22 protein-coding genes are annotated in these 24,856 nt (G+C 71.6%); 14 read left to right on the top strand and 8 right to left on the bottom strand.

Translation table 11 applies throughout. From position 1 onward, the window contains the following. Positions 1-354: 354 nt before the first annotated feature. The 7 genes from rpsB (at position 355) to E1262_RS31735 (ending at position 7,670) form a co-directional block, all read left to right on the top strand. Positions 355-1,335 carry a 30S ribosomal protein S2 gene (gene rpsB / locus E1262_RS17315; RefSeq protein ID WP_132104394.1) on the top strand — a complete coding sequence of 327 codons (981 nt, stop codon included), beginning with the start codon at positions 355-357 and terminating at the stop codon, positions 1,333-1,335. Between the two features lie 82 nt (positions 1,336-1,417). Next, positions 1,418-2,242 (top strand): translation elongation factor Ts, encoded by an 825-nt coding sequence (tsf, locus tag E1262_RS17310; protein ID WP_132104393.1) that lies wholly within the window; start codon positions 1,418-1,420, stop codon positions 2,240-2,242. Positions 2,243-2,292: 50 nt separating this feature from the next. Continuing rightward, positions 2,293-3,087: a UMP kinase gene (pyrH, locus tag E1262_RS17305; protein WP_132104392.1), complete on the top strand. Its 795-nt coding sequence runs from the start codon at positions 2,293-2,295 to the stop codon at positions 3,085-3,087. A gap of 120 nt (positions 3,088-3,207) precedes the next feature. After that, complete coding sequence (frr, locus tag E1262_RS17300) at positions 3,208-3,765, top strand: ribosome recycling factor (RefSeq protein WP_132104391.1); 558 nt, start codon at positions 3,208-3,210, stop codon at positions 3,763-3,765. Positions 3,766-3,791: 26 nt separating this feature from the next. After that, on the top strand, positions 3,792-4,637 hold the full coding sequence (locus tag E1262_RS17295) for a phosphatidate cytidylyltransferase (protein ID WP_132104390.1): 846 nt from the start codon (positions 3,792-3,794) through the stop codon (positions 4,635-4,637). A 652-nt stretch (positions 4,638-5,289) separates the two neighbouring features. Next, the gene (rlmN, locus tag E1262_RS17290; protein WP_132104389.1) at positions 5,290-6,411 is read left to right on the top strand and encodes a dual-specificity RNA methyltransferase RlmN; all 1,122 of its coding nucleotides are present in this window, start codon (positions 5,290-5,292) and stop codon (positions 6,409-6,411) included. A gap of 128 nt (positions 6,412-6,539) precedes the next feature. Continuing rightward, positions 6,540-7,670: a DivIVA domain-containing protein gene (locus E1262_RS31735; protein WP_275261782.1), complete on the top strand. Its 1,131-nt coding sequence runs from the start codon at positions 6,540-6,542 to the stop codon at positions 7,668-7,670. 66 nt (positions 7,671-7,736) lie between these two features. On the opposite strand, the gene E1262_RS17280 is transcribed toward E1262_RS31735, so the two are convergent. Beyond that, positions 7,737-8,471, bottom strand: coding sequence for an SDR family NAD(P)-dependent oxidoreductase (locus tag E1262_RS17280; RefSeq protein ID WP_132104387.1), 735 nt, complete (start codon positions 8,469-8,471; stop codon positions 7,737-7,739). Between the two features lie 32 nt (positions 8,472-8,503). Between E1262_RS17280 and E1262_RS17275 the strand changes: the two genes are divergently transcribed. Genes E1262_RS17275 through E1262_RS31730 form a run of 5 tightly spaced genes read left to right on the top strand, consistent with a single transcriptional unit; the run spans position 8,504 to position 14,117 of the window. Next, positions 8,504-9,064 (top strand): MarR family winged helix-turn-helix transcriptional regulator, encoded by a 561-nt coding sequence (locus tag E1262_RS17275; protein WP_132104386.1) that lies wholly within the window; start codon positions 8,504-8,506, stop codon positions 9,062-9,064. A 6-nt stretch (positions 9,065-9,070) separates the two neighbouring features. After that, complete coding sequence (locus E1262_RS17270; protein WP_132104385.1) at positions 9,071-9,907, top strand: M55 family metallopeptidase; 837 nt, start codon at positions 9,071-9,073, stop codon at positions 9,905-9,907. Then, complete coding sequence (locus E1262_RS17265) at positions 9,900-11,195, top strand: M20/M25/M40 family metallo-hydrolase (protein WP_132104384.1); 1,296 nt, start codon at positions 9,900-9,902, stop codon at positions 11,193-11,195. The genes E1262_RS17270 and E1262_RS17265 overlap by 8 nt, the downstream gene beginning before the upstream one ends. A gap of 25 nt (positions 11,196-11,220) precedes the next feature. Further along, complete coding sequence (locus E1262_RS17260) at positions 11,221-13,182, top strand: dipeptidyl-peptidase 5 (protein ID WP_132104383.1); 1,962 nt, start codon at positions 11,221-11,223, stop codon at positions 13,180-13,182. Next, a complete protein-coding gene (locus E1262_RS31730) occupies positions 13,179-14,117 on the top strand; it encodes a S66 peptidase family protein (protein ID WP_275261781.1) in 939 nt (312 codons plus the stop codon). Before E1262_RS17260 ends, E1262_RS31730 begins: the two co-directional genes overlap by 4 nt. A gap of 80 nt (positions 14,118-14,197) precedes the next feature. Here the strand turns inward: E1262_RS31730 and E1262_RS17250 are convergent, their stop codons facing one another. The 3 genes from E1262_RS17250 to E1262_RS17240 all read right to left on the bottom strand — a co-directional run bounded on the left by E1262_RS17250 (position 14,198) and on the right by E1262_RS17240 (position 17,709). Then, positions 14,198-14,851 (bottom strand): hypothetical protein, encoded by a 654-nt coding sequence (locus E1262_RS17250; protein ID WP_132104382.1) that lies wholly within the window; start codon positions 14,849-14,851, stop codon positions 14,198-14,200. Beyond that, positions 14,851-15,954 carry a hypothetical protein gene (locus tag E1262_RS17245; RefSeq protein ID WP_132104381.1) on the bottom strand — a complete coding sequence of 368 codons (1,104 nt, stop codon included), beginning with the start codon at positions 15,952-15,954 and terminating at the stop codon, positions 14,851-14,853. The genes E1262_RS17250 and E1262_RS17245 overlap by 1 nt, the downstream gene beginning before the upstream one ends. Before the next feature lie 105 nt (positions 15,955-16,059). Continuing rightward, positions 16,060-17,709 (bottom strand): metallophosphoesterase family protein, encoded by a 1,650-nt coding sequence (locus tag E1262_RS17240; protein WP_203453960.1) that lies wholly within the window; start codon positions 17,707-17,709, stop codon positions 16,060-16,062. Between the two features lie 269 nt (positions 17,710-17,978). On the opposite strand from E1262_RS17240, the gene E1262_RS17235 reads away from it, so the two are divergent. Continuing rightward, on the top strand, positions 17,979-20,201 hold the full coding sequence (locus tag E1262_RS17235; RefSeq protein ID WP_132104380.1) for an MMPL family transporter: 2,223 nt from the start codon (positions 17,979-17,981) through the stop codon (positions 20,199-20,201). 158 nt (positions 20,202-20,359) lie between these two features. Next, on the top strand, positions 20,360-20,974 hold the full coding sequence (locus E1262_RS17230; RefSeq protein ID WP_132104379.1) for an acyl-CoA-like ligand-binding transcription factor: 615 nt from the start codon (positions 20,360-20,362) through the stop codon (positions 20,972-20,974). Here the strand turns inward: E1262_RS17230 and E1262_RS17225 are convergent. Genes E1262_RS17225 through E1262_RS17210 form a run of 4 tightly spaced genes read right to left on the bottom strand, consistent with a single transcriptional unit; the run spans position 20,934 to position 24,854 of the window. After that, entirely contained in the window at positions 20,934-21,944 is a 1,011-nt protein-coding gene (locus E1262_RS17225; protein ID WP_132104378.1) for an oligopeptide/dipeptide ABC transporter ATP-binding protein, read from the bottom strand. The two genes, E1262_RS17230 and E1262_RS17225, sit on opposite strands and share 41 nt — an antisense overlap. Beyond that, entirely contained in the window at positions 21,941-22,939 is a 999-nt protein-coding gene (locus tag E1262_RS17220; protein WP_132104377.1) for an ABC transporter ATP-binding protein, read from the bottom strand. Before E1262_RS17220 ends, E1262_RS17225 begins: the two co-directional genes overlap by 4 nt. After that, positions 22,939-23,823 carry an ABC transporter permease gene (locus E1262_RS17215; protein ID WP_132104376.1) on the bottom strand — a complete coding sequence of 295 codons (885 nt, stop codon included), beginning with the start codon at positions 23,821-23,823 and terminating at the stop codon, positions 22,939-22,941. Before E1262_RS17215 ends, E1262_RS17220 begins: the two co-directional genes overlap by 1 nt. Further along, positions 23,820-24,854 (bottom strand): ABC transporter permease, encoded by a 1,035-nt coding sequence (locus E1262_RS17210; RefSeq protein ID WP_132104375.1) that lies wholly within the window; start codon positions 24,852-24,854, stop codon positions 23,820-23,822. The genes E1262_RS17215 and E1262_RS17210 overlap by 4 nt, the downstream gene beginning before the upstream one ends. Between the last annotated feature and the right edge of the window lie 2 nt (positions 24,855-24,856).

Genomic DNA, 24,856 nt, shown 5'->3' with positions numbered 1-24,856 from the left:
GGGGGTCAGTTCGCCGACACGCTCGACCGCGGCGACCGCGAGTGTTGATCGTGGAGTAGCTATACCCGAACAACTCCAAGATCAACGCGTGCCGGGGCTCTGAGGACGCGAGGTCTCCTGGTGGTTGGAGGTGGAGGGCAGCCGTCCCGTACACTGGTGAGCGGCCCAGATCCCCTGGGTCAAATTCGCGTGCCCTGAGCACGGTCCTTCGTCGTCGGTCCCGACGTCCGCGAGAGCGGTCGGCGGGTGGCGGTAGGCCGGTGGGCACCAGGCGCGGCGGCCGACCACCGTCGCGATGAACCGGAACAACGCGTCGGACGCTCCGCGACCGGCGCGAGAGGAGGAGACGAGGCCATGGCCGTCGTCACCATGCGCCAGCTGCTCGAGAGCGGCGTGCACTTCGGGCATCAGACCCGCCGCTGGAACCCGAAGATGAAGCGCTTCATCTTCACCGAGCGCAACGGCATCTACATCATCGACCTGCAGCAGTCGCTGTCTTACATCGACCGCGCCTACGAGTTCGTCAAGGAGACCGTCGCCCACGGCGGCACGGTGCTCTTCGTCGGCACGAAGAAGCAGGCCCAGGAGGCCGTGCGCGAGCAGGCCACCCGCGTCAACATGCCCTTCGTCACCGAGCGGTGGCTGGGCGGCATGCTGACCAACTTCCAGACCGTCAACAAGCGGCTGCAGCGGCTCAAGGAGCTCGAGGAGCTCGACTTCGACGACGTCGCCGGCTCCGGTCTGACGAAGAAGGAGCTTCTCATGCGCAAGCGTGAGAAGGACAAGCTCGAGCGCACCCTCGGCGGCGTGCGCAACATGGCCAAGGTGCCCAGCGCGGTGTGGATCGTCGACACCAAGAAGGAGCACCTCGCCGTCGACGAGGCCCGTAAGCTCGGCATCCCCATCGTGGCCATCCTCGACACCAACTGCGACCCCGACGAGGTCGACTACCCGATCCCGGGCAACGACGACGCCATCCGCGCGGTCAGCCTGCTGACCCGCGTCGTCGCCGACTCCGTCGCCGACGGCCTGCTGGGCCGTGCGGGTCAGCGTGGCGAGGCGGCCGACGGCGCCGAGCTGGCTTCGGACGAGCCGCTGGCCGAGTGGGAGAAGGAGCTGCTGCAGCAGTCGCCGGCCGAGGCGCCCGCGGCCGCCGAGGCGGCCCCCGAGGCCGAGGCCGCTCCCGAGGCCACCGCGGCTCCCGAGGCCGAAGCGGCGGCTCCCGAGGCCGAGGCTGCTTCGGAGGCCACCGAGGCCCCCGAGGCCGAGGCTGCCCCCGAGGCTCCCGAGGCCGAGGCGGCGCCCGTCGACGAGCCGGCCACTCAGCAGGCCTGACGATCATCACCGGCCCGGGCGGACTCCCGCCCGGGCCGGCCACCAGACCACGCCAGTGAACGATGAAGAGAGAAGTGTGAGGATGCCGAACGTCACTGCGGCCGACGTCAAGCGGCTGCGCGATGCCACCGGTGCGGGCATGATGGACGCCAAGAAGGCGCTGGAGGAGACCGGCGGCGACTTCGACCAGGCCATCGAGACGCTGCGGATCAAGGGCGCCGCCAAGGCCGCCAAGCGCAGCGCCGAGCGCACCACGGCAAACGGCCTGGTCGCGGCCAACGGCCCGGCCATGATCGTGCTGGCCTGTGAGACCGACTTCGTCGCGAAGAACGCCGACTTCCAGAAGCTCGCGGCCGACATCGTCGCCGCCGCGGCCGAGGCGAAGCCGGCCGACGTCGACGCGCTGCTCGGTGTGGCGCTGGCTGACGGCCGCAAGGTCGGCGAGGCCGTCGACGCCGCCGCCGCGGTCATCGGCGAGAAGCTCGAGATCGGCGGCCTGTCCGTCGTCGAGGGTGAGTACGCCACCTACCTGCACAAGCGCGCCGCCGACCTCCCGCCGCAGGTGGGCTCGTTCGTCGTGTACACCTCCGACGGCTCCGAGGCGGCCCAGCAGGCCGCCCGCGACGCCGCCATGCAGGTCGTCGCGCTGAAGGCCACCTACGCCACCCGCGACGAGGTCCCCGCCGACGTCGTCGAGAACGAGCGGCGCATCGCCGAGGCCACCGCCCGCGAGGAGGGCAAGCCCGAGCAGGCGCTGCCGAAGATCATCGAGGGCCGGGTCAACGGCTTCTTCAAGGAGACCGTGCTGGTCGACCAGCCGTCGGTCAAGGAGTCGAAGAAGTCGGTCGGCGCCGTGATGGCCGAGGCCGGCGTCACGATCCAGCGGATCGTCCGCCTCGAAGCCTGACGGCCCGGGGCGCTCAGGACACCCATCTCGACGCACAGGAGGCCGGCACCGTGACGGAGACCAACGGAACCGCACCGGTGCCGGCCTCTGCCGTGCCCGACGCCCCGGCAGGTGCGCCCACGCGGGTGCTGCTGAAGCTGTCCGGTGAGGTGTTCGGCGGCGGCGCCGTCGGCGTCGACCCCGAGGTCGTCAAGGGCATCGCCGGCCAGATCGCCGAGGTCGTCGTCAACGACGGCGTGCAGGTCGCCATCGTCGTCGGCGGCGGCAACTTCTTCCGCGGCGCGGAGCTGCAGCACCACGGCATGGACCGCGCCCGCGGCGACTACATGGGCATGCTGGGCACCGTCATGAACTGCCTGGCGCTGCAGGACTTCCTCGAGCACCTGGGCGTCGACACCCGGGTGCAGACGGCCATCACCATGGGCCAGGTCGCCGAGCCGTACATCCCGCGCCGCGCCGCCCGGCACCTGGAGAAGGGCCGCGTCGTCATCTTCGGTGCCGGCGCCGGCATGCCGTACTTCACCACCGACACCGTCGCCGCCCAGCGCGCGCTGGAGATCAGCTGCGACCGCCTGCTCATGGGCAAGAACGGCGTCGACGGCGTCTACGAGGCCGACCCCCGCAAGGACCCGTCGGCCCGCAAGTACAGCAGCATCACCTACGCCGACGTCCTGCGGCAGCGGCTCAACGTCGCCGACCCCGCCGCCTTCAGCCTGTGCATGGACAACCAGCTGCCGATCGTCGTGTTCGGACTCGGTGAACCGAACGGCATCGCCCGTGCCATCCGCGGCGAGAGCATCGGTACCTTGGTCGCGTCGAACATCGAGACGATCGTCGAGGCCTGAACACGGCGGCAGCGCCGCGACGGTTCTAGCCGAAGGCCGACCGCAAGGTCCCAACGGCGGCAAGTCCTGCAAGGTAAAGGCAGCTAGGATCGTCGCCACACAGCAAGCGAAGGAGTAGTGGTGATCGACGAGACCCTCCTCGAGGCCGAGGAGAAGATGGAGAAGGCCGTGTCCGTCGGCAAGGAGGACTTTGCCTCCATCCGCACCGGGCGCGCCCACCCGTCGCTGTTCAACAAGATCGTGGTCGACTACTACGGTGCCCCGACCCCGGTCAGCCAGCTCGCGTCGTTCCACGTGGCCGACGCTCGTATGATCACCGTGCAGCCCTACGACAAGGGCTCGCTCGGGGCCATCGAGCGGGCCATCCGCGACTCCGACCTCGGCGTCAACCCCACCAACGACGGCAACATCCTGCGCGTCGTGCTGCCCACCCTCACCGAGGAGCGTCGCCGCGAGTACATCAAGCTCGCGCGCGAGAAGGCCGAGGGCGCCCGGGTGTCCATCCGCAGCGTGCGCCGGCACGCCAAGGAGACGCTCGACAAGCTGGCCCGCGACGGCGAGGTCGGCGAGGACGACGTCGCGCGCGCGGAGAAGCAGCTGGAGAACGTGACCAAGTCCTACGTCGAGCAGATCGACGAGCTGCTCAAGCACAAGGAAGCCGAGCTCCTCGAGGTCTGAGGGTGCCGGCGACTACACACGTGGTGATGACGGACGGGCCGACGGGCAGCCGATCACGCCGGCACGGGCGGGCCGGCCGCGACCTCCGAGCCGCGACGCTGGTCGGCCTCGGCCTGGGCGCGCTCGTGCTCAGCACGTTGTTCCTGCTGGAGGCGGCGTTCGCCGGTCTCGTCGTCGTCGTGATGGTGGTGGCGGTCTGGGAGCTGGCGACGGCGCTCGGCGCGCGGTCGATCCAGGTCCCGGTCGTTCCCGTGGTGCTCGGCACCGTCCTCATGCTGGTGGGTGCGTACCTCGGCGGCGGCTCGCCGCTGCTGGTGGGCCTCGGGCTGACGGTGGCCGCGGTGTGCGCGTGGCGGCTGGGCGACCCCCGTCCCGGTTACCTGCGCGACGTGTCGGCGGGCATCTTCACGAGCGTCTACGTGCCATTCCTCGCGGGCTTCGCGCTGCTCATGGTGCGTCCCGACGACGGCGCCTGGCGGGTGTTCGCGCTGCTCGTCGTCGTGGTCGCCTCGGACACCGGCGGCCTGTTCGCCGGCGTGCTGGCGGGCCGGCACCCGATGGCGCCGAGCGTCAGCCCGAAGAAGTCGTGGGAGGGGTTCGGCGGCTCGCTGCTCCTCGGCGTCGGCGCGGCGGTCCTGGTGGCCGTGTACGCCTTCGACGCGCCGTGGTGGACCGGCGTCGTCCTCGGCGTGGTCGGCGTCGTCGGCGCCACGCTCGGCGACCTGGGGGAGTCGCTGATCAAGCGTGACCTCGGCATCAAGGACATGAGCCAGCTGCTGCCCGGCCACGGCGGCCTCATGGACCGCCTCGATTCCCTGCTCCCGACCGCGCCGCTGGTGTGGCTGGTGCTCGAGTACGTCGTGACGGCCTGACCTCGGGGTGTGCTCGGTGTGCCGGTCGTTGGAGTTGCACCGTTGGCCGTCCCCCTGCTGCCCATTCTCTTGGCCGCGAACCCGCGCCTCAAGTCCGCTATTGGGGTCGCTCCGCGACGACGGGCGCACTTGACCCGCGGCTCCGCGGCCAAGAACGGGCAGCTATCAGGGGGACGGGGCGAGTCTGGGCACGCCTCGGGGTTCGCAGCCGACGTTGCGGTCCGTCGCGGGCTGCTGGAGCGCCATGATCATGAACGATCGCGGACATCACGAGGATTACCCGAGCCTCAACACGGTTGTAGGCGTGTTGATGCTCGGGTAGTCCTCGTGATGGCCCCCGAATCACCGGCAAGTCTCGCCACGTGGACGCTGTGGCGGCAGGGGGACGGCCAACGCGGCAACCGCCGGCGCACCGCGGGCGACCGTCTGCGCCGACCGACAGCGAACGACCCGGCTGCGACCGATCCGCGGAACCGTGATGACGCGCGGACGATGCTGGTGTGAGATGGCTCTCGAAGTCGGCGACGGCGGCGCTGCCCGGTGACGGCCGTTGTCGAACGGTCCGATCAGGCCCCTGCCGCACCGGCCGATCGGCCCCCTCGACCTCGACATACGTCATCAGCGCACCGAACGTGGGACAATGGTCGCCATCATGCCCAGACCCGGTGAGCTCACGCTCGTCCCTGCCCGGCGTGGCAAACCGCCCCGCCATCTCGCCGACCTCGACGTCGACGCTCGCCGCCAGGCGGTGGCCGAGCTCGGTGAGCAGCCCTTCCGGGCCGACCAGCTCTCCCGGCACTACTTCGCCCGCCACGTCAACGATCCCGCGCAGATGACGGACGTGCCGGCGGCCGTGCGCGACACGCTGGCGGCGACCATGTTGCCGACCCTCACCACCGCGGTCCGGCACCTCGAGACCGACGGCGGCACCACCCGCAAGACGCTGTGGCGGCTGTTCGACGGCGCACTGGTCGAGAGCGTGCTCATGCGCTACACCGGCGACCGGCCGCGGGTCACACTGTGCGTGTCCAGCCAGGCCGGCTGCGGCATGAACTGCCCGTTCTGCGCCACCGGTCAGCAGGGCCTGACCCGCAACATGTCGGCGGCCGAGATCGTCGAGCAGGTCGTGGCGGCCGAGCGCATGCTGGCGGCCGGCGAGATCGCCGGGGGAACCGGACGGGTCACCAACGTCGTCTTCATGGGCATGGGCGAGCCGCTGGCCAACTACAAGGCCGTCGTCACCGCCGTGCGCCGCATGACCGACCCCGCGCCGTCGGGCCTGGGCATCGGCCGGCGCGGCGTGACGGTGTCGACCGTCGGGCTGGTGCCGGCCATCGACAAGCTGGCCGCCGCGCATCTGGGCGTCCGTCTGGCGCTGTCGCTGCACGCGCCCGACGACGAGCTGCGCGACGAGCTGGTGCCGGTGAACACCCGCTGGAAGGTCGGCGAGGCGCTCGACGCCGCGCGGGCCTACTTCGAGAAGACCGGCCGCCGGGTGTCCATCGAGTACGCGCTGATCCGCGAGATCAACGACCACGCGTGGCGCGGTGATCTGCTCGGCAAGCTGCTCAACGAGCGCGGCCGGGGCTGGGTCCACGTCAACCCGATCCCGCTGAACCCGACGCCGGGTTCGAAGTGGACCGCGTCGCGGCCGGAGGACGAGGCGGCGTTCGTCGCCGCGCTGGAAGAACGGGGTGTTCCGGTCACCATCAGGGACACCCGGGGGAGCGACATCGACGGGGCGTGTGGCCAGTTGGCTACCGTTGGTGATTAGTATGCATTGCGCTTTGCTCGGCCGGTCTCGGGGGATATCGGCTTCCCGGGCGGTGAGCTGGCTGGGCTCGCTGGTCGGGAAATCGCCCGGAACCGGCCGATCTGTGTTCGGGAGGAGAGTGACACCTGGTGGCCGTCAGTCGTGAGCCTGAGTTCCGCACTACTCGTATGCGTGAGGGCTATGACCTGGACGCCGTCGACGACTTCGTCGACCTGGTGATCGACGCCCTGGAGGGGCGGCCCTCGGGGCGTGCCGTCACCCCGGAGCAGATCGAGGCCGAGGAGTTCAAGGTCGTCCGTATGCGTGAGGGCTACGTCATGGACGACGTCGACGACTGGCTCGACGCCGCCGCGTCGGAGCTGCGGACTCGCCGCAAGGCCGCTGCGCAGCAGTCGCAGCAGCACCAGCAGGTGCCGGCGAACGCCTACGCGCAAGGCCCCGGGCTGCCGCCTGGCAGCCCCGGCCTCCCCGGCGGAGCGCCGGCCATGGGCGGCCCGGTCGCGCCGCCGGTGGCGCAGCCGCCAACGGCGCCGCCGCCAACGGCGCCGCCGGTCATGCCGCCGCCCGCCGGCGGTGGCTACGGCCCGCCGCCCAGCCCGGCCGGCCCGCCGTCGAACCCGTCGTACCCGGCGGCCTACTACGACACATCGCACGCGACGTCGCACGGCACCAGCCAGTACGACACCCAGGCGTACGACCCGCTCACGGACTCCGCGGTGAACGAGCTCGACCCCGTGCTGCGCGCGCTCGACCCGTCCTTCGGCCAGTCGCCCGCGCCGGCCGCCGCCCCGCAGCAGCAGGAGCAGTACCAGCGGGCGCCGGAGCCGGCCGTCGAGGACTCCTCGCTGGCGCCGTCGAGCACGCCGTCCACCGGCCTGCACCACATCGAGATCTGGGTCCGCGACCTCGACGCCGCCACCCGCTCGTTCGGCTGGCTGTTCGAGCGGCTGGGCTGGACGCTCTTCCAGGCCTGGGAGAACGGCCGGTCCTGGCAGGCACCCGGCGGCGGCCCGTACGTCGTCATCGAATGCTCGCCCGACCTCAGCTGGGTCGCCTACGACCGCAAGGCCCCCGGCCTCAACCACCTGGCGCTGGCGGTGCCGGAGCAGTGGATGGTCGACCGCATCGTGTCCGAGGCGCCGGCGTACGGCTGGCACCTCATGTTCGCCGACCGCCACCCGCACGCCGGCGGCCCGCACCACTACGCGGCCTACATGGAGAACGACGACGGCTACGAGGTCGAGGTCGTCGCCCCCTGAAGCGGTACCTGACGTCGCCGGCGGTGCCGAGGCGGGCGGGGGCGGCATCCCCAGGGCGCCGCGGACTCACCGACCGAGGTAAGCGCCGCCATTGACGTGCAGGACCTGGCCCGTCACGTGCCTGGCGCCGGGCGCGGCCAGGTAGTGCACGGCGGCCGCGACGTCCTCGGTCGTGCCCTCGCGCTTGGTCATGGTCTCGTTCACCAGGCGGTCGCGCCGCGCGTCGGTGAGCCGGCCGCGAAAGAACTCGGTGCCGGTGGTGAGGCCGGGGGCGACGACGTTGGCGGTGAGGCCGCGCGGCCCGATCTTGGCCGCCAGTGACGCCGTCCACGCCTCGATGGCCGCCTTCGCCCCGCCGTAGTCGCCGCCGCCGCGCCGGGCGGCGATCGAGCCGATCGTGACGATCCGCCCGCCCGACGGCATCCGCGGCAGCAGCGCGGTCGTCACGAGCACGGCGGTCAGCACGTTGGCGTCGAAGTTCGCCCGCCAGGCGGCCGCCTCGGCGGCCAGGTCGCCGGGCTCCGGCGCCGGGTGGTCCAGGCCGGTGTTGCCGCCGGCCGCGTTGACGAGAACGTCCACTGTCGCCGGCAGCCGGTCCAGCGCCGCGGTGACGGCGGCGGGGTCGGCCGCGTCGAAGTCCACCGCGCTCGCCGTCGGACCCAGCTCGGCGACCGCCTCGTCCAGCCGCTCGCGCCGCCGTCCGGTCACCACCACGGTGTCGCCGGTGGCCGCGAAGCCCGCGGCCACCGCCCGCCCGATGCCGGTCCCGCCGCCGGTGACGACGATCGTGCGTGCACTCATCGAAGACTCCTTTAGTGCTAAAGTATCTGCCGATGACAGATTACCCCGAGCGCGCCGAGGACGGGCCGGACCGCATTCAGGTGGCCTGGCGGCGCGAGCTGCCCGGCGTCCCGGTCGGCTCGATCGGCGTCATCACCCGCATCTGGCGGCTCGGGCAGCTGCTCGCCGACGACCGCCGCCGTACGCTCGAGCGGCTCGGCATCGACAACCCGACGCTCGACCTGCTCAGCACGCTGCGCCGCAGCGGGCCGCCATACCGGCTGACGCCGGGGCAGATCGCCGCGCGCAGCTTCGTCACGGCGGGCGCGATCTCGCAGCGGATCGCCCGTGCCGAGGCCGCCGGGCTGGTGCGCCGCGAACGGTCCGCCGCCGACGGGCGCTCGGCCGTCGTCGCGCTCACCGACGAGGGGCGGGCGCTGAACGAGCGGGTCGTCGCCGACCTGCTCCGGCACGAGGAGACGCTGCTCGACGGCCTCGACGACGCGCAACGCGCGGCACTGGCGGAGCTGCTGAAGACGCTGCTGGGCGACCTGACCCGGCGGTTCGGTGCGGAGGACCGACCGCCGGCGCGTGACGGCGACCAGCTACCGTAACCCCCTATGAAGGTGCTGATCTCGGCCGATATGGAGGGGGCGACCGGTGTCACCTGGCCCGCGGACGTCGAGCCGGGGACGGAGCAGTGGCAGCGCTGCCGGGCGATGTTCACCTCCGACGTCAATGGTGCGATCGCCGGGCTCTTCGACGGCGGCGCCGACGAGGTGCTGGTCAACGAGGCGCACGCGACCATGCGCAACCTGCTGCTGGAGCAGCTGGACGAGCGCGCGACCATGATCACCGGCCGACACAAGGCGCTGACCATGGTCGAGGGCATCCAGACCGGCGACGTCGACGGCGTCGTGTTCCTCGGCTACCACGCGGGCGCCGGCGCTGAGGGCGTCCTGGCGCACACGTACCTCCCCAACTCCATCACCGGGGTCTGGGTCGACGGCGACCCCGCCAGCGAGGGCCGGCTGAACGCGCTGGTCGCCGCCGAATACGGCACGCCGGTGGTACTGGTCACCGGCGACGACCGCGCCTGCGCCGACGCCGCCACGTACGCGCCGATGGCCCGCACGGCCGCCGTCAAGGACTACGTGTCGCGCTACGCGGCCCGCTGCCGCCCGCCCGCGCGGACGTTCGAGGACATCCGCGCCGAGGCGAAGGCGGCCGCCGCGCTCGCCGTCCGGCACGAGCCGGCCACGGGCCGCGGGCCGTTCACCGTCGAGATCGAGGTCGACGCCACCCAGCTGGCCGACTTCGCCGGTATGGTCCCGACGGTGGAGCGTGTCGCCGAGCGCCGGGTGCGCTACACCGCCGCGACCGCCCACGACCTGATCCGCTGCTTCAAGGCGGTCACGACCCTGATCTCGAACGGTATCGAGAACCACTATGGCTGAGCCCGATGTCCTGACCCTCGCCGCCGACCTCATCCGCATCGACACCACGAACCCCGGCGACGGCACCGGGCGGGAGCGGCCGGCCGCCGAGTACGTGGCCGAGAAGCTGGCCGAGGCGGGCATCGACGCCACGCTGATCGAGTCGGCGCCGAACCGCGCGAACGTCGTCGCCCGCATCGAGGGCACCGACCCCGGCCGCGACCCGATCCTCGTCCATGGTCACCTCGACGTCGTGCCGGCCGAGGCCGCCGACTGGTCGGTGCACCCGTTCTCCGGCGAGGTCCGCGACGGCATGCTGTGGGGCCGCGGCGCCATCGACATGAAGGGCATGGACGCGATGATGCTCGCCGTCGTGCGGGCCTGGGCGCAGGAGGGCCGCCGGCCCGCTCGCGACGTCGTCCTCGCCTTCACCGCCGACGAGGAGGCCAGCGCCGCGCACGGCTCCACCTGGCTGGTCACCCACCACGCCGACCTGTTCGAGGGCGTCACCGAAGGGATCAGCGAGTCCGGCGGCTACACCTTCCACGCGGGCGGGGCGCGCCTGTACCCGGTCGCCGCGGGCGAGCGGGGGACCGCCTGGCTGAAGCTGACCGCGAAGGGCCGCGCCGGGCACGGGTCGCGCATCAACGGCGACAACGCGGTGGCGGCGCTGGCCGGTGCGGTACGCCGGCTGGCCGAGTACGAGTGGCCGGTGCGCCTGACACCGACGGTGCGCGCGTCGCTCGAGGGGATCGGCGCGGCGCTCGGCGTGCCCGTCGACTTGACGGGAGATGTCGACGTCGGCCGATTGATGCAGCGGTTCGGGGCGGCGCGGGAGCTGGTCGAGGCCGTCCTGCGCAACAGCACGAACCCGACGATGCTGAGCGCCGGCTACAAGGTGAACGTCATCCCGGAGACCGCGACGGCGTTCGTCGACGGCCGCGTGGTGCCCGGCGCCCGCGAGGAGTTCGAGGCGACTGTCACGTCGTTGATCGGGCCGGCGGTGACGTGGGAGTACGAGCACGCCGAGGTCGCGCTGTCCGCCGACCCGACGTCTCCCACGTTCGCCGCGATGGCCGACGCGCTGCGGGCCGAGGACCCGGACGCCCATGTCGTCCCCGTCTGCATGGCCGGCGGCACCGACGCCAAGCAGTTCTCCCGGCTCGGCATCACCGGGTACGGCTTCTCGCCGCTGCGGCTGCCGCCGGACCTGAACTACTCGGCCCTGTTCCACGGCGTCGACGAGCGGGTGCCCGTCGACGCGTTGGAGTTCGGCGTCCGGGTACTGGACCGCTTCCTGACCACCTGACCTCGTTTTCTGCTGGGAGAGCCCTGTGCCCGAGACCGCACCGTACGGCAGCTGGCCGTCGCCGGTGACCGCCGAGATCGTCGCCGAGAACGACGGCCGTCCCGGCTGGATCAGCCACGCCGGCGGCGCCCTGTGGTGGGTGCACCCGCAGCCGGCGGAGGGCGGCCGGGTCGCGCTGCTGCGGCTGCCCGACGGCGCCGACGAGCCGGAGATCGTGCTGCCGGCGCCGTGGAACGTGCGCAGCCGGGTGCACGAGTACGGCGGGCTCGCCTACGTGGTCGTGCCGGGCGCGGCCGGTGGAGCCGGTGCCGCCGCCGTCGTGTTCGCCGAGTACTCCGACCAGCGGCTGTACCGGTTCGTCCCGGGCTCCGGCGAGGAGCCGGTGGCGCTGACGCCGTCGCCGTCGATCCCATCGGGGCTGCGGTACGCCGAGCCGGTGCTGGCGCCGTCGGGAACCGAGATCTGGTGCATCCGCGAGGAGCACACCGGCCCGGCGCCGACGGATCTGCGGCGTGCGCTGGTGGCGGTGCCGCTGGACGGCTCCGGCGAGATGCGGGTGCTGGTCGAGGACACCCACTTCCTGGCCTGCCCGCGGCCGTCGCCGGACGGTCAGCGGCTGGCGTGGATCGGCTGGGACCACCCGAACATGCCGTGGGACGGGACGCTGCTGCGGGTGGCGCCGGTGTCGTCCGACGGCGGGACGGCTCACGTCGGTGAGCCCGTCACCGTCGCCGGTGGGCCGTCGGAGTCGATCGCACAGGCCGAGTGGGAGACGTCGGACGCGCTGCTGATCGCGACCGACCGGACCGGCTGGTGGAACCTGCACCGGGTGCGGCTGTCCGACGACGGGGGCGCCGAGCCGGAGGTGCTGTGCGAGCGGGCCGAGGAGTTCGCCGGTCCGCTGTGGCAGCTGGGGCTGCGCTGGTTCGTGCCGATCGGCGAGGACGAGGTCGCGGTGATCCGTGGCCGGGCGTCGGCGCGGCTGAACCTGCTGGACACGAAATCCGGACTGCTCTACGACCTGCTCGAGGACGAGCACACCGAGTGGGCGCCGACGCTGGCGGTGTCCGGACGGACGGTGTACGGCGTCGCCGCGTCGCCGGTCACGCCGTTCGAGGTGGTCGAGGCGTCGGTCGGCGCGGTGTCGGCGGTGGTGCCGTCGGTGCTGTCCGTGCCGGTGACGTCGCTGCCGCTGCCACAGGTGCGCACGTTCTCCGGGCCGGGCGGACGTGACGTCCACGCGATCGTGTACCCCCCGTCGGGGCTGCGCTTCGGCGGCGTCGGCGGGGAGAAGCCGCCGTACATCGTGTTCGCGCACGGCGGGCCGACCGGCCGGGTGCCGATGGTGTACGACCTCGAGGTCGCGTACTTCACCAGCCGCGGCCTCGGCGTCGTCGAGGTCAACTACGGCGGCTCCACCGGGTTCGGCCGCGAGTACCGCGAGCGGCTGCGCGAGACCTGGGGCATCGTCGACGTCGAGGACTGCGTCGCCGCGGCGAAGGAGCTGGTCGACGAGGGACTGGCCGACGGCTCGCGGCTGGCGATCCGCGGCGGTTCTGCCGGCGGCTGGACGTCGGCGGCGGCGTTGGCGTTCACGGACGTGTTCGCCTGCGCGACGATCATGTACCCCGTGCTGGACCTGGTGGCGTTCCGGACCGGCGAGACGCACGACTTCGAGTCGCAGTACCTCGAGGGCCTGGTCGGGCCGTGGCCGGAGGCCGAGGAGCGGTACCGCGAGCGGTCGCCGATCAACGTGCCGGAGAAGTTCACCGTCCCGTTCCTGCTGCTCCAGGGGCTGGAGGACGAGGTCTGCCCGCCCGGCCCGACGGCGCGGTTCGCCGAGCGGGTGGCCGAGTTCGGGGTGGAGCACGAGTACGTCACCTTCGAGGGGGAGCAGCACGGCTTCCGTCGCAAGGAGACCATCGTGACGGCGCTGGAGAAGGAGCTGGCGCTGTACGCGAAGGTCTTCGGGTTCACGCCGTCGTGACGGGCGTGCCGTTGCGGCCGCTGGTCCGCGCGCGCCGCCTCGTCCCGGGCGACCGCGTCGCCGTCGTCTCGCCGGCCGGTCCGGTGCCGAAGGACCGCCTGGACGCCGGGTGCGCGATCCTGCGGTCCTGGGGGCTCGACGTCGTGGTCATGCCGCACGTGCTGTCGACGCACCCGTCGTTCGAGTACCTCGCCGGTGCGGATGCTGACCGGGCGGCGGACCTGCAGGAGGCGTGGTGCGACCCGTCCGTGGCGGCGGTGCTGTGTGCGCGCGGCGGGTACGGCGTGCAGCGGGTGGTGTCGCTGATGGACTGGGCGGCGATGGTCCATGCCGAGCCCAAGGTGTTGGTCGGGTACAGCGACATCACCGCGCTGCACTCGGCGTTCGCCAGGTTGCTGGGGGTGGCGACCGTGCACGGCCCGATGGTCGGGACGGAGGCGTTCGTCACGTCGGCGTCGACGGCGTCCGGGTTGCGGTCGATGCTGTTCTCTCCGTCGTCTTTGGAGGCGCGGGTGCTGGGGGCGCCGTCGGCACGGACGCTGGTGCCGGGGGTGGCGTCCGGCGTGACGGTGGGCGGCTGCCTGGCGCTGCTGGCCGCCGAGATCGGCACCCCGACCGGGCTGCCCTCGGCCGCGGGCGGCATCGTGCTGCTGGAGGACGTGGGGGAGAAGGCGTACCGGCTGGACGGGTTCCTCACCCATCTGCTGCGGTCCGGCTGGCTGGACGGCGTCGCCGGCATCGCCCTGGGCTCGTGGCACGACTGCGAGCCGGTGGAGGAACTGATGCTGGACCGGCTGGGTCCGCTGGGCGTGCCGATCATGACGGAGCTCGGCTTCGGCCACGGCCCGTCGACCATCACCGTCCCGCTGGGCGTCCCTGCGACGTTGGACGCCGACGCCGGCACCCTGACCCTCGACGTGGACGCACTCGTCTGACCCGCCGCACCCTTCATCATCCACGATCGACCACACCATGACGTGGTCGATCCTGGATGATCATGGACGGACGCGGCTGCTCACTCGTCGCGCGGCTCGCGGTCGGCCAGGATCTTGTCGACGGCGGCCGCCTGCTCCTCGTGCCCGGTGCTGAGATAGCTCTGCTTCGCGTCCATTAGGTCGGCCCGCGCCTCGGCGGCCCGCTCGCCCTCTGCAGGCGCCGACCGCCGGCCGGCCGCCGTGAGTTCCTCGAGCCACTTCCGGAATCCCGGCGGCTCCGGCCGCGAGTACTCCACCTCCGCCCCCGGCTCGTGGTACGCCGCGAGATCCTCGAACGTCACCCCTCGCGCCGCGAGCCACTGTCGGGTCGACTCCGGGACGCGCGACGTGTCCTTCGTGGGGATGTCCTCCATGTACGTGGTCATACGATGCCGTCCCCAGCTTTCTCGCGGGACCGGGTACGGGTCGCCAGGCGGCGGCTCCGCCCCGAACACGTCGAACCACAGGTCGCGCAGGATCTCATCGGTCGTCCACTGCGTCTCCGACGGGAACGGCGGCTCTGACGAGTCACGGATGTGCGCGGCGAGCTCCTCGCGGAACCGCCGGATGTCGTTGTGGTTCGTCTCCAGCCACTGCGGCACGCTCTCGCACGCCTCGTAGTAGAAGTCGAGCAGCTCATCCTGATCGTGGCTGAAGACCTTCATCCATCGGTTGAAGTCAGGCGTCTGCTCCATCACAACTCCATGTAATCGACTCGGTGCGGATCGTCGGCGAAATAGCTCGTGATCAGCCGCCACGACTCGTCCTGGCCCTTCGCGAGGACGATCAGGCTACCTGGACGCTTGCCACGCTTCACCATGTCGTGCTCGCGAACACCGGGCATTTCCCCATGTCCGGCCATGGCGCCTCGACGTGCTCGCTTCCACATCTTCTTGCCGTCCCTCGTGTCGGTTCCCGGCGCCCGCTGGGTGTACACGTCCTGTGCCGTGACACCGGTGTCCGAAGTGCGGAGGAACACCTTGATGATTGTTTCGCCGGCCGCTTTGGAGTCGAGATATGTGTCGAGCTCCGCTCGATTGAGACCGGCGGCACGGAGTAGCGCGAGGAACGGCTTGGCGAACGCTTCGGGCGAGGTGTAGTAGCCGCTCGACGTGCCGACTTGGTGCGTTCCGCGGCGGCGCTGGCGCCAGGAGTCGGCGGACCCGTCCGCGTTCAGCCGCCACCCATCTACGCTGGCGGGGTCGAGCAGCCACTGCAGCCGGGCGACCATCTGCACCGGCGTGAGGTGGTGGCCATGGCGCTCGATCGCGTGCGCCGACTGCCCCGTCAGTAGGTCGCGCATGAGCGGCTGGTACTCGACCGGGCAGCAGGCTACGACCGCGTCGATCGCCCGCCGGTGGGCGTCGGCATCCGGGACGTTCTGGGCGATGACTGCGGTCTCCTGGGCACTGGTAACCGTGCTCGGCGGAGGTTCGGGCAGCGGGTCGACCGAGATGTCCGTCAGCCGCACCCCGGAGCCTGAACCGGTGGCGCGGAGGAGGGCGGCGATCTCGTCGGCATACCCCGTGAGCACGTGTGCGACCTCGGAGAACGCGTCTTCGCGGGCCGCGGTCATTCGGGTGCCGATCAGTCTGATCTCGTGCGCCGACTCCAGCAGCTCGCCCCTGACCGAGCCCTGCACGGCGTGCGCAGCCCGCTCGATGTCGGCAGCGGCACGTTCAACGACGCCGCGGATCCGGTCGTCGACTCGGCCCGCGATGTCGGGGAGCGCGTCGTTGGCGGCGCGCAGCGACTCCGCGGCGTGCCGCACGCCGTCGCCGTCCGCCGAGGTGGTCACGGAGCCGCCCTGCATCGTGCCGATCTACCGCGTCCACGGTAGTGGATGGGTGAGCGTCTGGTGTCGCTATGGCAACACCAGAGGCTCACCCATCGAGCGGGAACGTCAGCGCGGCCGGCCGTGCAGCAGCGGGTTGCCGACCTCGAGGTGGCGGAGCACCTCGTTGACGTCGTTGTCGCCGGTGGCGCCGGCGAGGCCGAAGTCGCGCGCCTCGATGACGACGCGGTCGGCGTAGACGTCGATGGTGAGGCCGCGGTTGATGTCGCGGGTGACGATCTCGCTGATGCTGCTGGTGTTCTCGCCGCGGGCGTCCCACTCGACGTGCATGGCGCCGGTGTTGATGGCGAGGAAGCCGTCCGGATGGCCGCCGGGCACGCGCCGCCGGACGGCCCAATCGCCGAGCTCGAACGGGTAGTGGGTGTGGCCGCTGAGGAAGATCGCGTTCGGGTGGTCGCCGAGCATGGCGGTGAGCTCGGCGTTCCGCTCGTGGTGCTCGTGGTACCACGGGATCCACGACGCGGAGACGGTGTCGCCGAGGGGGAAGTGGGTCATGACGATGACCTGCTTGCGCTGGGCGGTCCAGTAGTCGAGGCGCTCGTCCAGCCACGCGACCTGATCGTCTGACATGCCGACCTCGGGCGGCCGCGGGAACTCCTGCCCGATCACCAGCACCGGCACCTCACCGCCGCCGCCCTCCAGCACGTACTCGCCGTACACCTTGTCCCGCCCGGCGAAGTCCAGGAACCGGTCGCGCAGCGTCTCCCAGGACTCGGCCGCGTAGCTCTCGTGGTTGCCGATGGCCGCCACCAGCTGCGACGGCATGATCCCCGCCGCCTCCGCGCCGTCCACGACGTCGTGGATCTGCTGCCACTCTGCGGCCGTGCCGGTCGGGACGATGTCGCCGGCGATCAGCAGGCCGGCGCCGTCGGGCCGGACGGCGTCGAGGTCGCGCAGGCCGTGGGCGAAGTCGCGCGGATGGCCCTGGATGTCGCTGACCACCCACAGCGATGTCGCATCCTCCAGCGACGGCGTGGGCGTCGCGGTGGTGCGCACGGACACGCTGTCGATCGCCCAGTACCAGGAGTTGCGCGGCGCCTCGAGGCGCCACCGGAACACGGCCTGCCGTACGCCGTCGGGGACGGCGAAGCGCAGCGCTTCGGTGCTGTTGGCGAGCTCGCCGTCGTAGTTGTTCGTCGTGTTCGTGGAGTCGTAGCGCAGCAGCGTGGTCTCCTCGCCGCTGCCGTCGAACTCGACGGTGACCGTGGCGGACTGGCCGGTCCACGGCCGCAGGTGGGAGTCGAACGTCAGCTCCAGCTCGTCGTGCCCGAACACCCGCACCGGCCGCGAGGCCAGCGTGCTGTCGAACCGATCGGCGGCGCCGGCGGCGTCGTCGTACTCGTCGGAGTCGGCAACGGCGATGACGTCGTCCGCGCGGGCGAACCGGAACCGCATCTGGTCCTCGGCCGCCGTCCAGTTCTCACGCGTCGTGAACGACCAGCCGCGCCAGTCGTCGACGCCGCCGGCCCGCATCTCGGGAGCCACCTCGACGGCCCAGCCGCGCGGCGGCTCGTGCGTGTAGCCGCCGTCGGCGACCTCGCCGGACAGCCCGTTGAAGCTCTCGCGCCACAGGGTCTGCTGACCCAGGCGCGACTCCTCGGCCACCGCCGTCGTCTCCATGACCGCCAGCGGGGCGGCCACCGCGGCGCTCATCAGTGCTGCCGTCACAGCTGCGCGTCTGCGCGCTCGGATCGTCATGGCCGGACGGTAAGTGGCTGAGGTGACCAGCGGTCAGGGATCGGGCGACGGGGAGGTGACCAGCGGCCGTCAGGCCCGGGAAACAAACTTGCCCAACAGGAAGATTTGCACGATCCGCAAGAAGTGAGTTAGTGTCAGATTGCGCATGGGGCAGGCTGGTAGTCGCAGTCTCACATCGAGGTGGGCCCCAGCGCACGGCGCTCTCAGGCTGCTCACAGGTTCGCCGTGGTGTTCTGACGTCGCACTTCTCACACGCTTGGAGTTCATCGGTGGCGACATTCCTCTACCGGCTCGGCCGGTTCTCGTATCGGCGCCGCGGGGTGGTGCTGGCCATCTGGCTCGGCCTCGTCGCCCTCGTCGGGGTGGGTGCGGCGACGCTCTCCGGGCCCACGTCCGACTCGTTCTCCATCCCGGGTACCGAGTCCCAGGAGGCATTCGATCTCCTCGACGAGCGCTTCCCCGGCGGCAACACCGACGGGGCGCAGGCGCGGGTCGTGTTCGCCGCACCCGAGGGCGAGACCCTCACCGACCCCCAGAACCAGTCCGCCGTAGAGGGGGTTCTGGCCGAGCTCGCCACGGCGCCGCAGGTGGCGCAGGTGCCCGATCCCTTCGAGGCCGGCACCGTGTCCGAGGACCAGAGCATCGCGTTCTCGCAGGTGACCTACTCCGTCCAGTTCGCCGACCTGACCGACGAGGCCAGGGATGCGCTGTTCGAGGCGGCCGAGACCGGACGCGACGCCGGCCTGACGGTGGAGCTCGGCGGCGAAGCGGCCATGGCCGAGGAGGAGCCGGGCGGCGGCACCGAGTTCGTCGGCATCGCCGTGGCGGCGGTGGTCCTCGTCCTCACGTTCGGCTCGCTGATCGCCGCGGGGCTCCCGCTGCTGACGGCCATCCTGGGCATCATCATCGGCATCTCGGCGATCACCGCCGCCAGCGGGTTCATCGACATCGGCTCCAGTACGCCCACGCTCGCCCTCATGCTCGGGCTCGCCGTCGGCATCGACTACGCGCTGTTCATCGTGTCGCGGTACCGGCACGAGCTGGCGATCGGCCGCGAGGGCGAGGAGGCGGCCGGCCGTGCCGTGGGCACCGCCGGTTCCGCCGTCGTGTTCGCGGGGCTGACCGTCATGATCGCGCTGGCCGGCCTGTTCGTCGTCGGCATCCCGATGCTGACGGAGATGGGCCTGGCCGCGGCGCTCACCGTCGGCATGGCCGTCATCATCGCGCTGACCCTCCTGCCGGCCCTGCTCGGCTTCGCCAAGCACCGAGTCATGGGCGGGCGCATCCCGGGCCTGCGGAAGGTGCGCGATCCCGAAGGCGACGGCGGCAAGCCCACCCTGGGCCGGCGCTGGGCGAACCTGGTCACCCGCCGGCCGATCCCGGTGCTCGTCGTCGCCGGTGCCGCCATGATCGCCCTGGCGGCTCCGCTGCTGGACCTGCGCCTGGGCCTGCCCGACGAAGGCAGCTCACCGCCCGACAGCACGCAGCGGAAGGCCTACGACCTGACCGTCGAGGGATTCGGCGCCGGCTTCAACGGCCCGCTGACAATCGTGGTCGACGGCACCACGACCGACGACCCGCAGGCGGCGGCCGATGAGGTCGTCGCGACGCTCGGCGGCATCGACGGCGTCGTCTCGGTCTCGCCTCCGATGTTCAACCAGGCCGGCGACACCGCCATCGTCAACCTCGTGCCCGAGACCGCGCCCGGCAGCGCGGAGACCGAAGACCTGGTGGCGACCATCCGCGACCAGGGCGAGATCCTGTTGGACGAGACCGGCGCGACGCTCGCCGTCACGGGTGTGACGGCCATCAACATCGACTTCACCGAGCGGATGGCCGACGCGCTCCTGCCGTACCTGCTGCTGGTCGTCGGATTGTCGCTGATCCTGCTGACGGTGGTGTTCCGATCGATCCTCGTGCCGCTCAAGGCCGCGCTCGGGTTCCTGCTCACCATGGGCGCCACGTTCGGCGCCATCGTGGCGGTGTTCCAGTGGGGCTGGTTCAACGGCCTGCTGGGCATCGAGCAGACCGGCCCGATCGTCAGCATGCTGCCGATCTTCCTCATCGGCGTGGTGTTCGGCCTCGCGATGGACTACCAGGTCTTCCTGGTCACCCGGATGCGCGAGGAACACGTGCACGGCGCGTCGCCCACGGAGTCGGTGGTCATCGGCTTCCAGCACGGCGCCCGCGTGGTCAGCGCCGCCGCGATGATCATGATCAGCGTGTTCGCCGCCTTCATCTTCGGCGGTGAGGACATCATCATGCAGGTCGGCCTCGCACTGGCCGCGGCGGTCGCGTTCGACGCGTTCGTCGTCCGCATGACGATCGTCCCTGCAGTCATGACGCTGCTGGGCAGCCGGGCCTGGTACCTGCCGCGCTGGCTCGACCGCCTGCTCCCGAACGTCGACGTCGAGGGCGAGAAGCTGGCCCGCCAGCTCCGAGAGGAGCCCGAGGCGGAACTGGAGCCGGAGCGGGAGCCGGCACAGCGCTAGACCCCCCGGTGAAGAGGACGGGCGGCCGGACGGAGAGGTCCCGGCCGCCCGTCCGCCTGTCCGGCGCACGCCGTCGCCGGCGGCGAGAGGCAGCCGCGCGCAACTTTTCTCACTCAGCAGTTTTGCGGACTCTGCAACTTTTCGATAAAGTAGTTGACATGACAGTAGAAGTGGGCCTGCGCGAGCGCAAGAAGGCGGCCACTCGCGCCGCGCTCAGCGCCGCCGCCAACCGGCTCGCCGTCGAGCTGGGGGTCGAGCACGTCACCGTCGAGGCGATCGCCGCGGCCGCCGACGTCTCGCCCCGCACGTTCCACAACTACTTCTCCAGCCGCGAGGAGGCGATCGTCGCCTCCATCGTCGACTGGGCCGACCGGCTCACCGACGAGCTCGAGAAGCGGCCCGCCGACGAGCCCATGTGGGACAGCCTGCAGCGCGTGTTCCTCGACTCCGTCGACGAGAGCCCCGACGGCCATGCCCGCCTGATCAGGCAACTCGAGATGATCAAGGCGAACCCGGCGGTCATCGCCAGCCAGCTCTCCGCCCTCGAGACCATGCGCCGCCGGTTCGCCGAGACGATCGCCGCCCGCACCGGCACCGACGCGAGCATCGACCTCTACCCGCACCTCATCGCCGGCGCCGCCGGCCACGCGGTCAAGACGGCCATGGACCTCTGGGCGCTGGGTCAGCACGACCGCCCGCTGCGCGACCTGATCGCCGAGGCGTTCACCCTCGTCAGGGCCGGGCTGCCGCAGCCTGACCCGTCGAGGAGCTGACCGCCCGCGCGTAGTGGCAGGCCGCCTGGACGGCCGTCCCGCCGGCCAGCACACCGGGGTCCTCGCCGCGGCAGGCGCCGTCCACCCCGGCCGTCGCCGCGGCGCCCGACGCCAGCACTGGGCAGCGCAGGTGGAACCGGCAGCCGGACGGGATCCGCGTCGGGTCCGGGGGCTCGCCCTGCAGGACGACGGGGGAGCCGGGCGCGTCCGGCAGAACCGACAGCAGCGCCTGCGTGTACGGGTGCTCCGGCGCGGTGAGGATCTTCTCCACCGGCCCGGTCTCGACGATCCGGCCCAGGTACATGACGGCGACCCGGTCGGCGATGTTCCACGCCAGCCCGAGGTCGTGCGTCACCACCAGCGCCGCCAGCCCCAGCTCGTCACGCAGCCGCAGCAGCAGCGCCAGGATCTCGCCGCGCACCGACGCGTCCAACGACGCGACCGGCTCGTCGGCGACGATGACGTTCGGCTCCAGCACCAGCGCGCCGGCGATCACGACCCGTTGCCGCTGCCCGCCGGACAGCTCGTGCGGAAAGCGCAGGAAGAGCCGCTCCGGCGGCCGCAGCCCGGCCCGCGACAGCGCGTCGGCGACCCGCTCCCGCTCGTTCGGGACGTCGCCGTGGATGCGCAGCCCCTCGGCGACGGCGTCGTAGACGGTGTGCCGCGGGTTCAGCGAGCCGCTCGGATCCTGCAGCACCAGCTGGACGTCGCGGCGGAACCGTTTGAGCGCCTTCGACGTGTACGCCAGGGGAGTACCACGGTGCAGCACCCGGCCCGACGTCGGCCGCTCCAGCCCGAGCAGGGTGCGGGCCAGCGTCGTCTTGCCGCACCCGGACTCGCCGACCAGCGCGACGATCTCGCCCGGCGCGATGTCGAGGTTGACGCCGTCGACGGCGCGAGCGCGGCCGCCGCCGCGGCGGGCCTCGAACTCGACGTGTACGTCCTCGGCGGACAGGATCGGGTCGCTCACGCCGGCTCCTTCGTCAGAAGGGAGAGACCCTCGTCGGGCAGGACGTGGACGCAGGCGGCCCGCCGGTCATCGTCGGCCGTGGGCCACAGTGCCGGGTCGACGCGGTCGCAGTGGTCCAACCGGGCCGGGCAGCGCGGATGGAACGCGCAGCCGGTGGGCAGCTCGGCCGGGTCGGGCGGGTCGCCGGCCAGCCCCTGCGGCCGCCGCCGCGACGCCGGGTCGCCGATCCGCGGAAACGCCGCCGCCAGCGCCTGGCCGTATGGGTGCCGGGCCGCGCCGAACACCGCCGCGGCCGGGCCCTCCTCGACGATCCGGCCGGCGTACATGACGGCCAGCCGGTCACACGTGTCGGCGAGCACGGACAGGTCGTGGCTGATCATCAGCAGGCTGATGTCCTGCTCGGCGACCAGCGACTCGATCAGCGTCAGGATCTGCGCCTGGATCATCACGTCCAGCGCGGTCGTCGGCTCGTCGGCGACGATCAGCTTCGGGTCGCAGGCCAGCGCCATCGCGATCATCACCCGCTGCCGCTGCCCGCCGGACAGCTCGTGCGGGTACGCGTCGGCGCGCCGGGCCGGCAGGCCGACGTGCTCGAGCAGCTCGCCGGTCTTCCGCCGGATCTCGGCCTCGGTGGCCTTCGAGTGCAGCCGGATCGGCTCGGCGATCTGCGCGCCGATCCGCTGGACGGCGTTGAGCGAGTGCATCGCGCCCTGGAAGACGATCGAGGCGCCGGCCCAGCGGACCGCCCGCAGGCGCCCCCACGACATCGTCAGGATGTCCTCACCATCGAACCGGATTTCACCGGTAAGACGAGCGGTCTTCGGCAACAGCCGCAGCAGCGCCAGCGCCATCGTCGACTTGCCGCAGCCGGACTCGCCGGCCAGACCGAGCTTCTGTCCGGCCTCCAGCGCGAAACTCACGCCGCGGACGGCCGGCACGTCCCCGCCCCCGGTCCGATACGTCACGGTCAGGTCGTCGACCTCGAGCAGGCTCATCAGAGGCGCTCCCTCAGCTTCGGGTTCAGGACGCCCTCGATCGCCCGGCCGACCAGCGTGAACGCCAGCACGACCAGCACGATCGCGATGCCCGGCGGCAGGATGTACCACCACATGCGGGAGCTGACGGCGCCGACGTCGCGCGCCGCCTGGATGGTCGCGCCCCAAGACGCCGTCGTCGGGTCGCCGAGCCCCAGGAACGCGAACGTCGACTCCGTCAGGATCGCCGACCCCACCATCAGCGTCGTCTGCGCCAGCACGATCGGCATCACGTTGGGCAGCACGTGGTTGCTCATGACGTGCAGGTGCCCGCCGCCCAGCGCCCTGGCCCGCTCGATGTACGGCCGGGCCTCGACGGCGAGCGTCTGCGCGCGCACCAGCCGGGCCGTCGTCGGCCAGGACGTCACGCCGATCGCGACGATGATCGTCGTCAGGCTGCGGCCCAGGACCGCGGCCAGCGCGACGCCCAGGACCAGCGACGGCATGACGAGGAACCAGTCGGTCACCCGCATCAGCAGGCTGGACCCCCAGCCGCCGAAGTGCCCGGCCAGGATCCCGAACAGCGTGCCGAAGGCGATCGAGATGAACGTCGCCCAGAATCCCACCGTCAGCGAGACCCGCGACCCCCAGATGATCATGTCGACCATCGAGCGGCCGGACCGGTCCGTGCCCAGCGGGAAGTCCGCGCTCGGCCCGTCCAGTGGCGAGCCCGGCGGACGGGTGACGCTCAGCGCGTTGTCGGGCGTGAGGACCGGCGCGAGTAGTGCCGTCAGCACGAACAGCGCGAGCACGACCAGCCCGAACACGCCGGCCTTGTTCTGCCGGAACTGCGACCAGAACCGTGCGGCCGTCCGCCGTCGCCGCGCCCACACCAGCCCGTTCATGGCCGCACCCGCGGGTCGAGAATGGGATAGAGCAGGTCGGCCAGCAGGTTCATGAGGATCACCGCCGCGGAGAACAGGATGAACAGCCCTTGCACGAGCGGCAGGTCCGGCACGCTCAGGCCGGAGTAGAACAGCTGGCCCAGGCCCGGCCAGCTGAAGATCGTCTCGACCAGCACGGCGCCGAACACGACGAAGCCGAGGTTGACGAAGATCAGCGTGACGGTGGGCAGCAGCGCGTTCGGGACGGCGTGGCGGCGCCGCACGATGAGGTCGCGCAGCCCCTTCGCCCGAGCGGTGACGATGTAGTCGCTCCCCATCTCGTCCAGCAGCGACGACCGCATGATCATCAGGTACTGCGCATACACCACGGCCACCAGCGTGACCAGCGGCAGCACCATGTGGTGCGCGACGTCGGGGATGCGTTCCCAGCCCTCGACGGCGGTGCTCTCCATGCCGCTGGTCGGGAACCAGCCGGCGCCGGAGGCGAAGATCACGATGAGGATCAGGCCCAGCCAGAAGCTCGGCACCGACCACAGCGTCAGCGCCACGCCGGTGTTGACGCGGTCGCTCAGGCTGCCGTGGTTCCATGCGCCGCGCACGCCCAGCCAGAGGCCGAGCGCCGCCGAGATCACCACGCTGGTGCCGACCAACAACACCGTCGGCCACAGCCGCTCGCCGATGAGGTCGGTGACCGGCCGGTTGAACTGGAACGAGTCGCCGAAGTCCAGCCGCAGCACGCCCGTCAGGTACGACCAGAACTGCTCGGCCAGCGGCTTGTCCAGGCCGAACTCGCGGCGCAGCTGTTCCTGCTGCTCGATGCTCACCGGACGGCCGTGCGTCATCGTCCGCACCGGGTCGCCCGGGATGATGCGGAACAGGAAGAAGCTGGTCAGAATGACGGCGAACAGCGAGACCAGCGAGCCGCCGAGCTTCTCGCCGTAGTACCGGAGCCTGCGCCGGACGCCGGACCGGTCCCGCACGCTCTGCGCGAGCTGCGGGACCGGCGCGGTCGGCAGTGCCGAATCAGCCATTG

The organism is Jiangella aurantiaca (assembly GCF_004349105.1).
GTDB classification, from domain to species: domain Bacteria; phylum Actinomycetota; class Actinomycetes; order Jiangellales; family Jiangellaceae; genus Jiangella; species Jiangella aurantiaca.
Note: the sequence above shows the minus strand (reverse complement) of the source record. Positions and strands in the feature narration are given on the sequence as shown.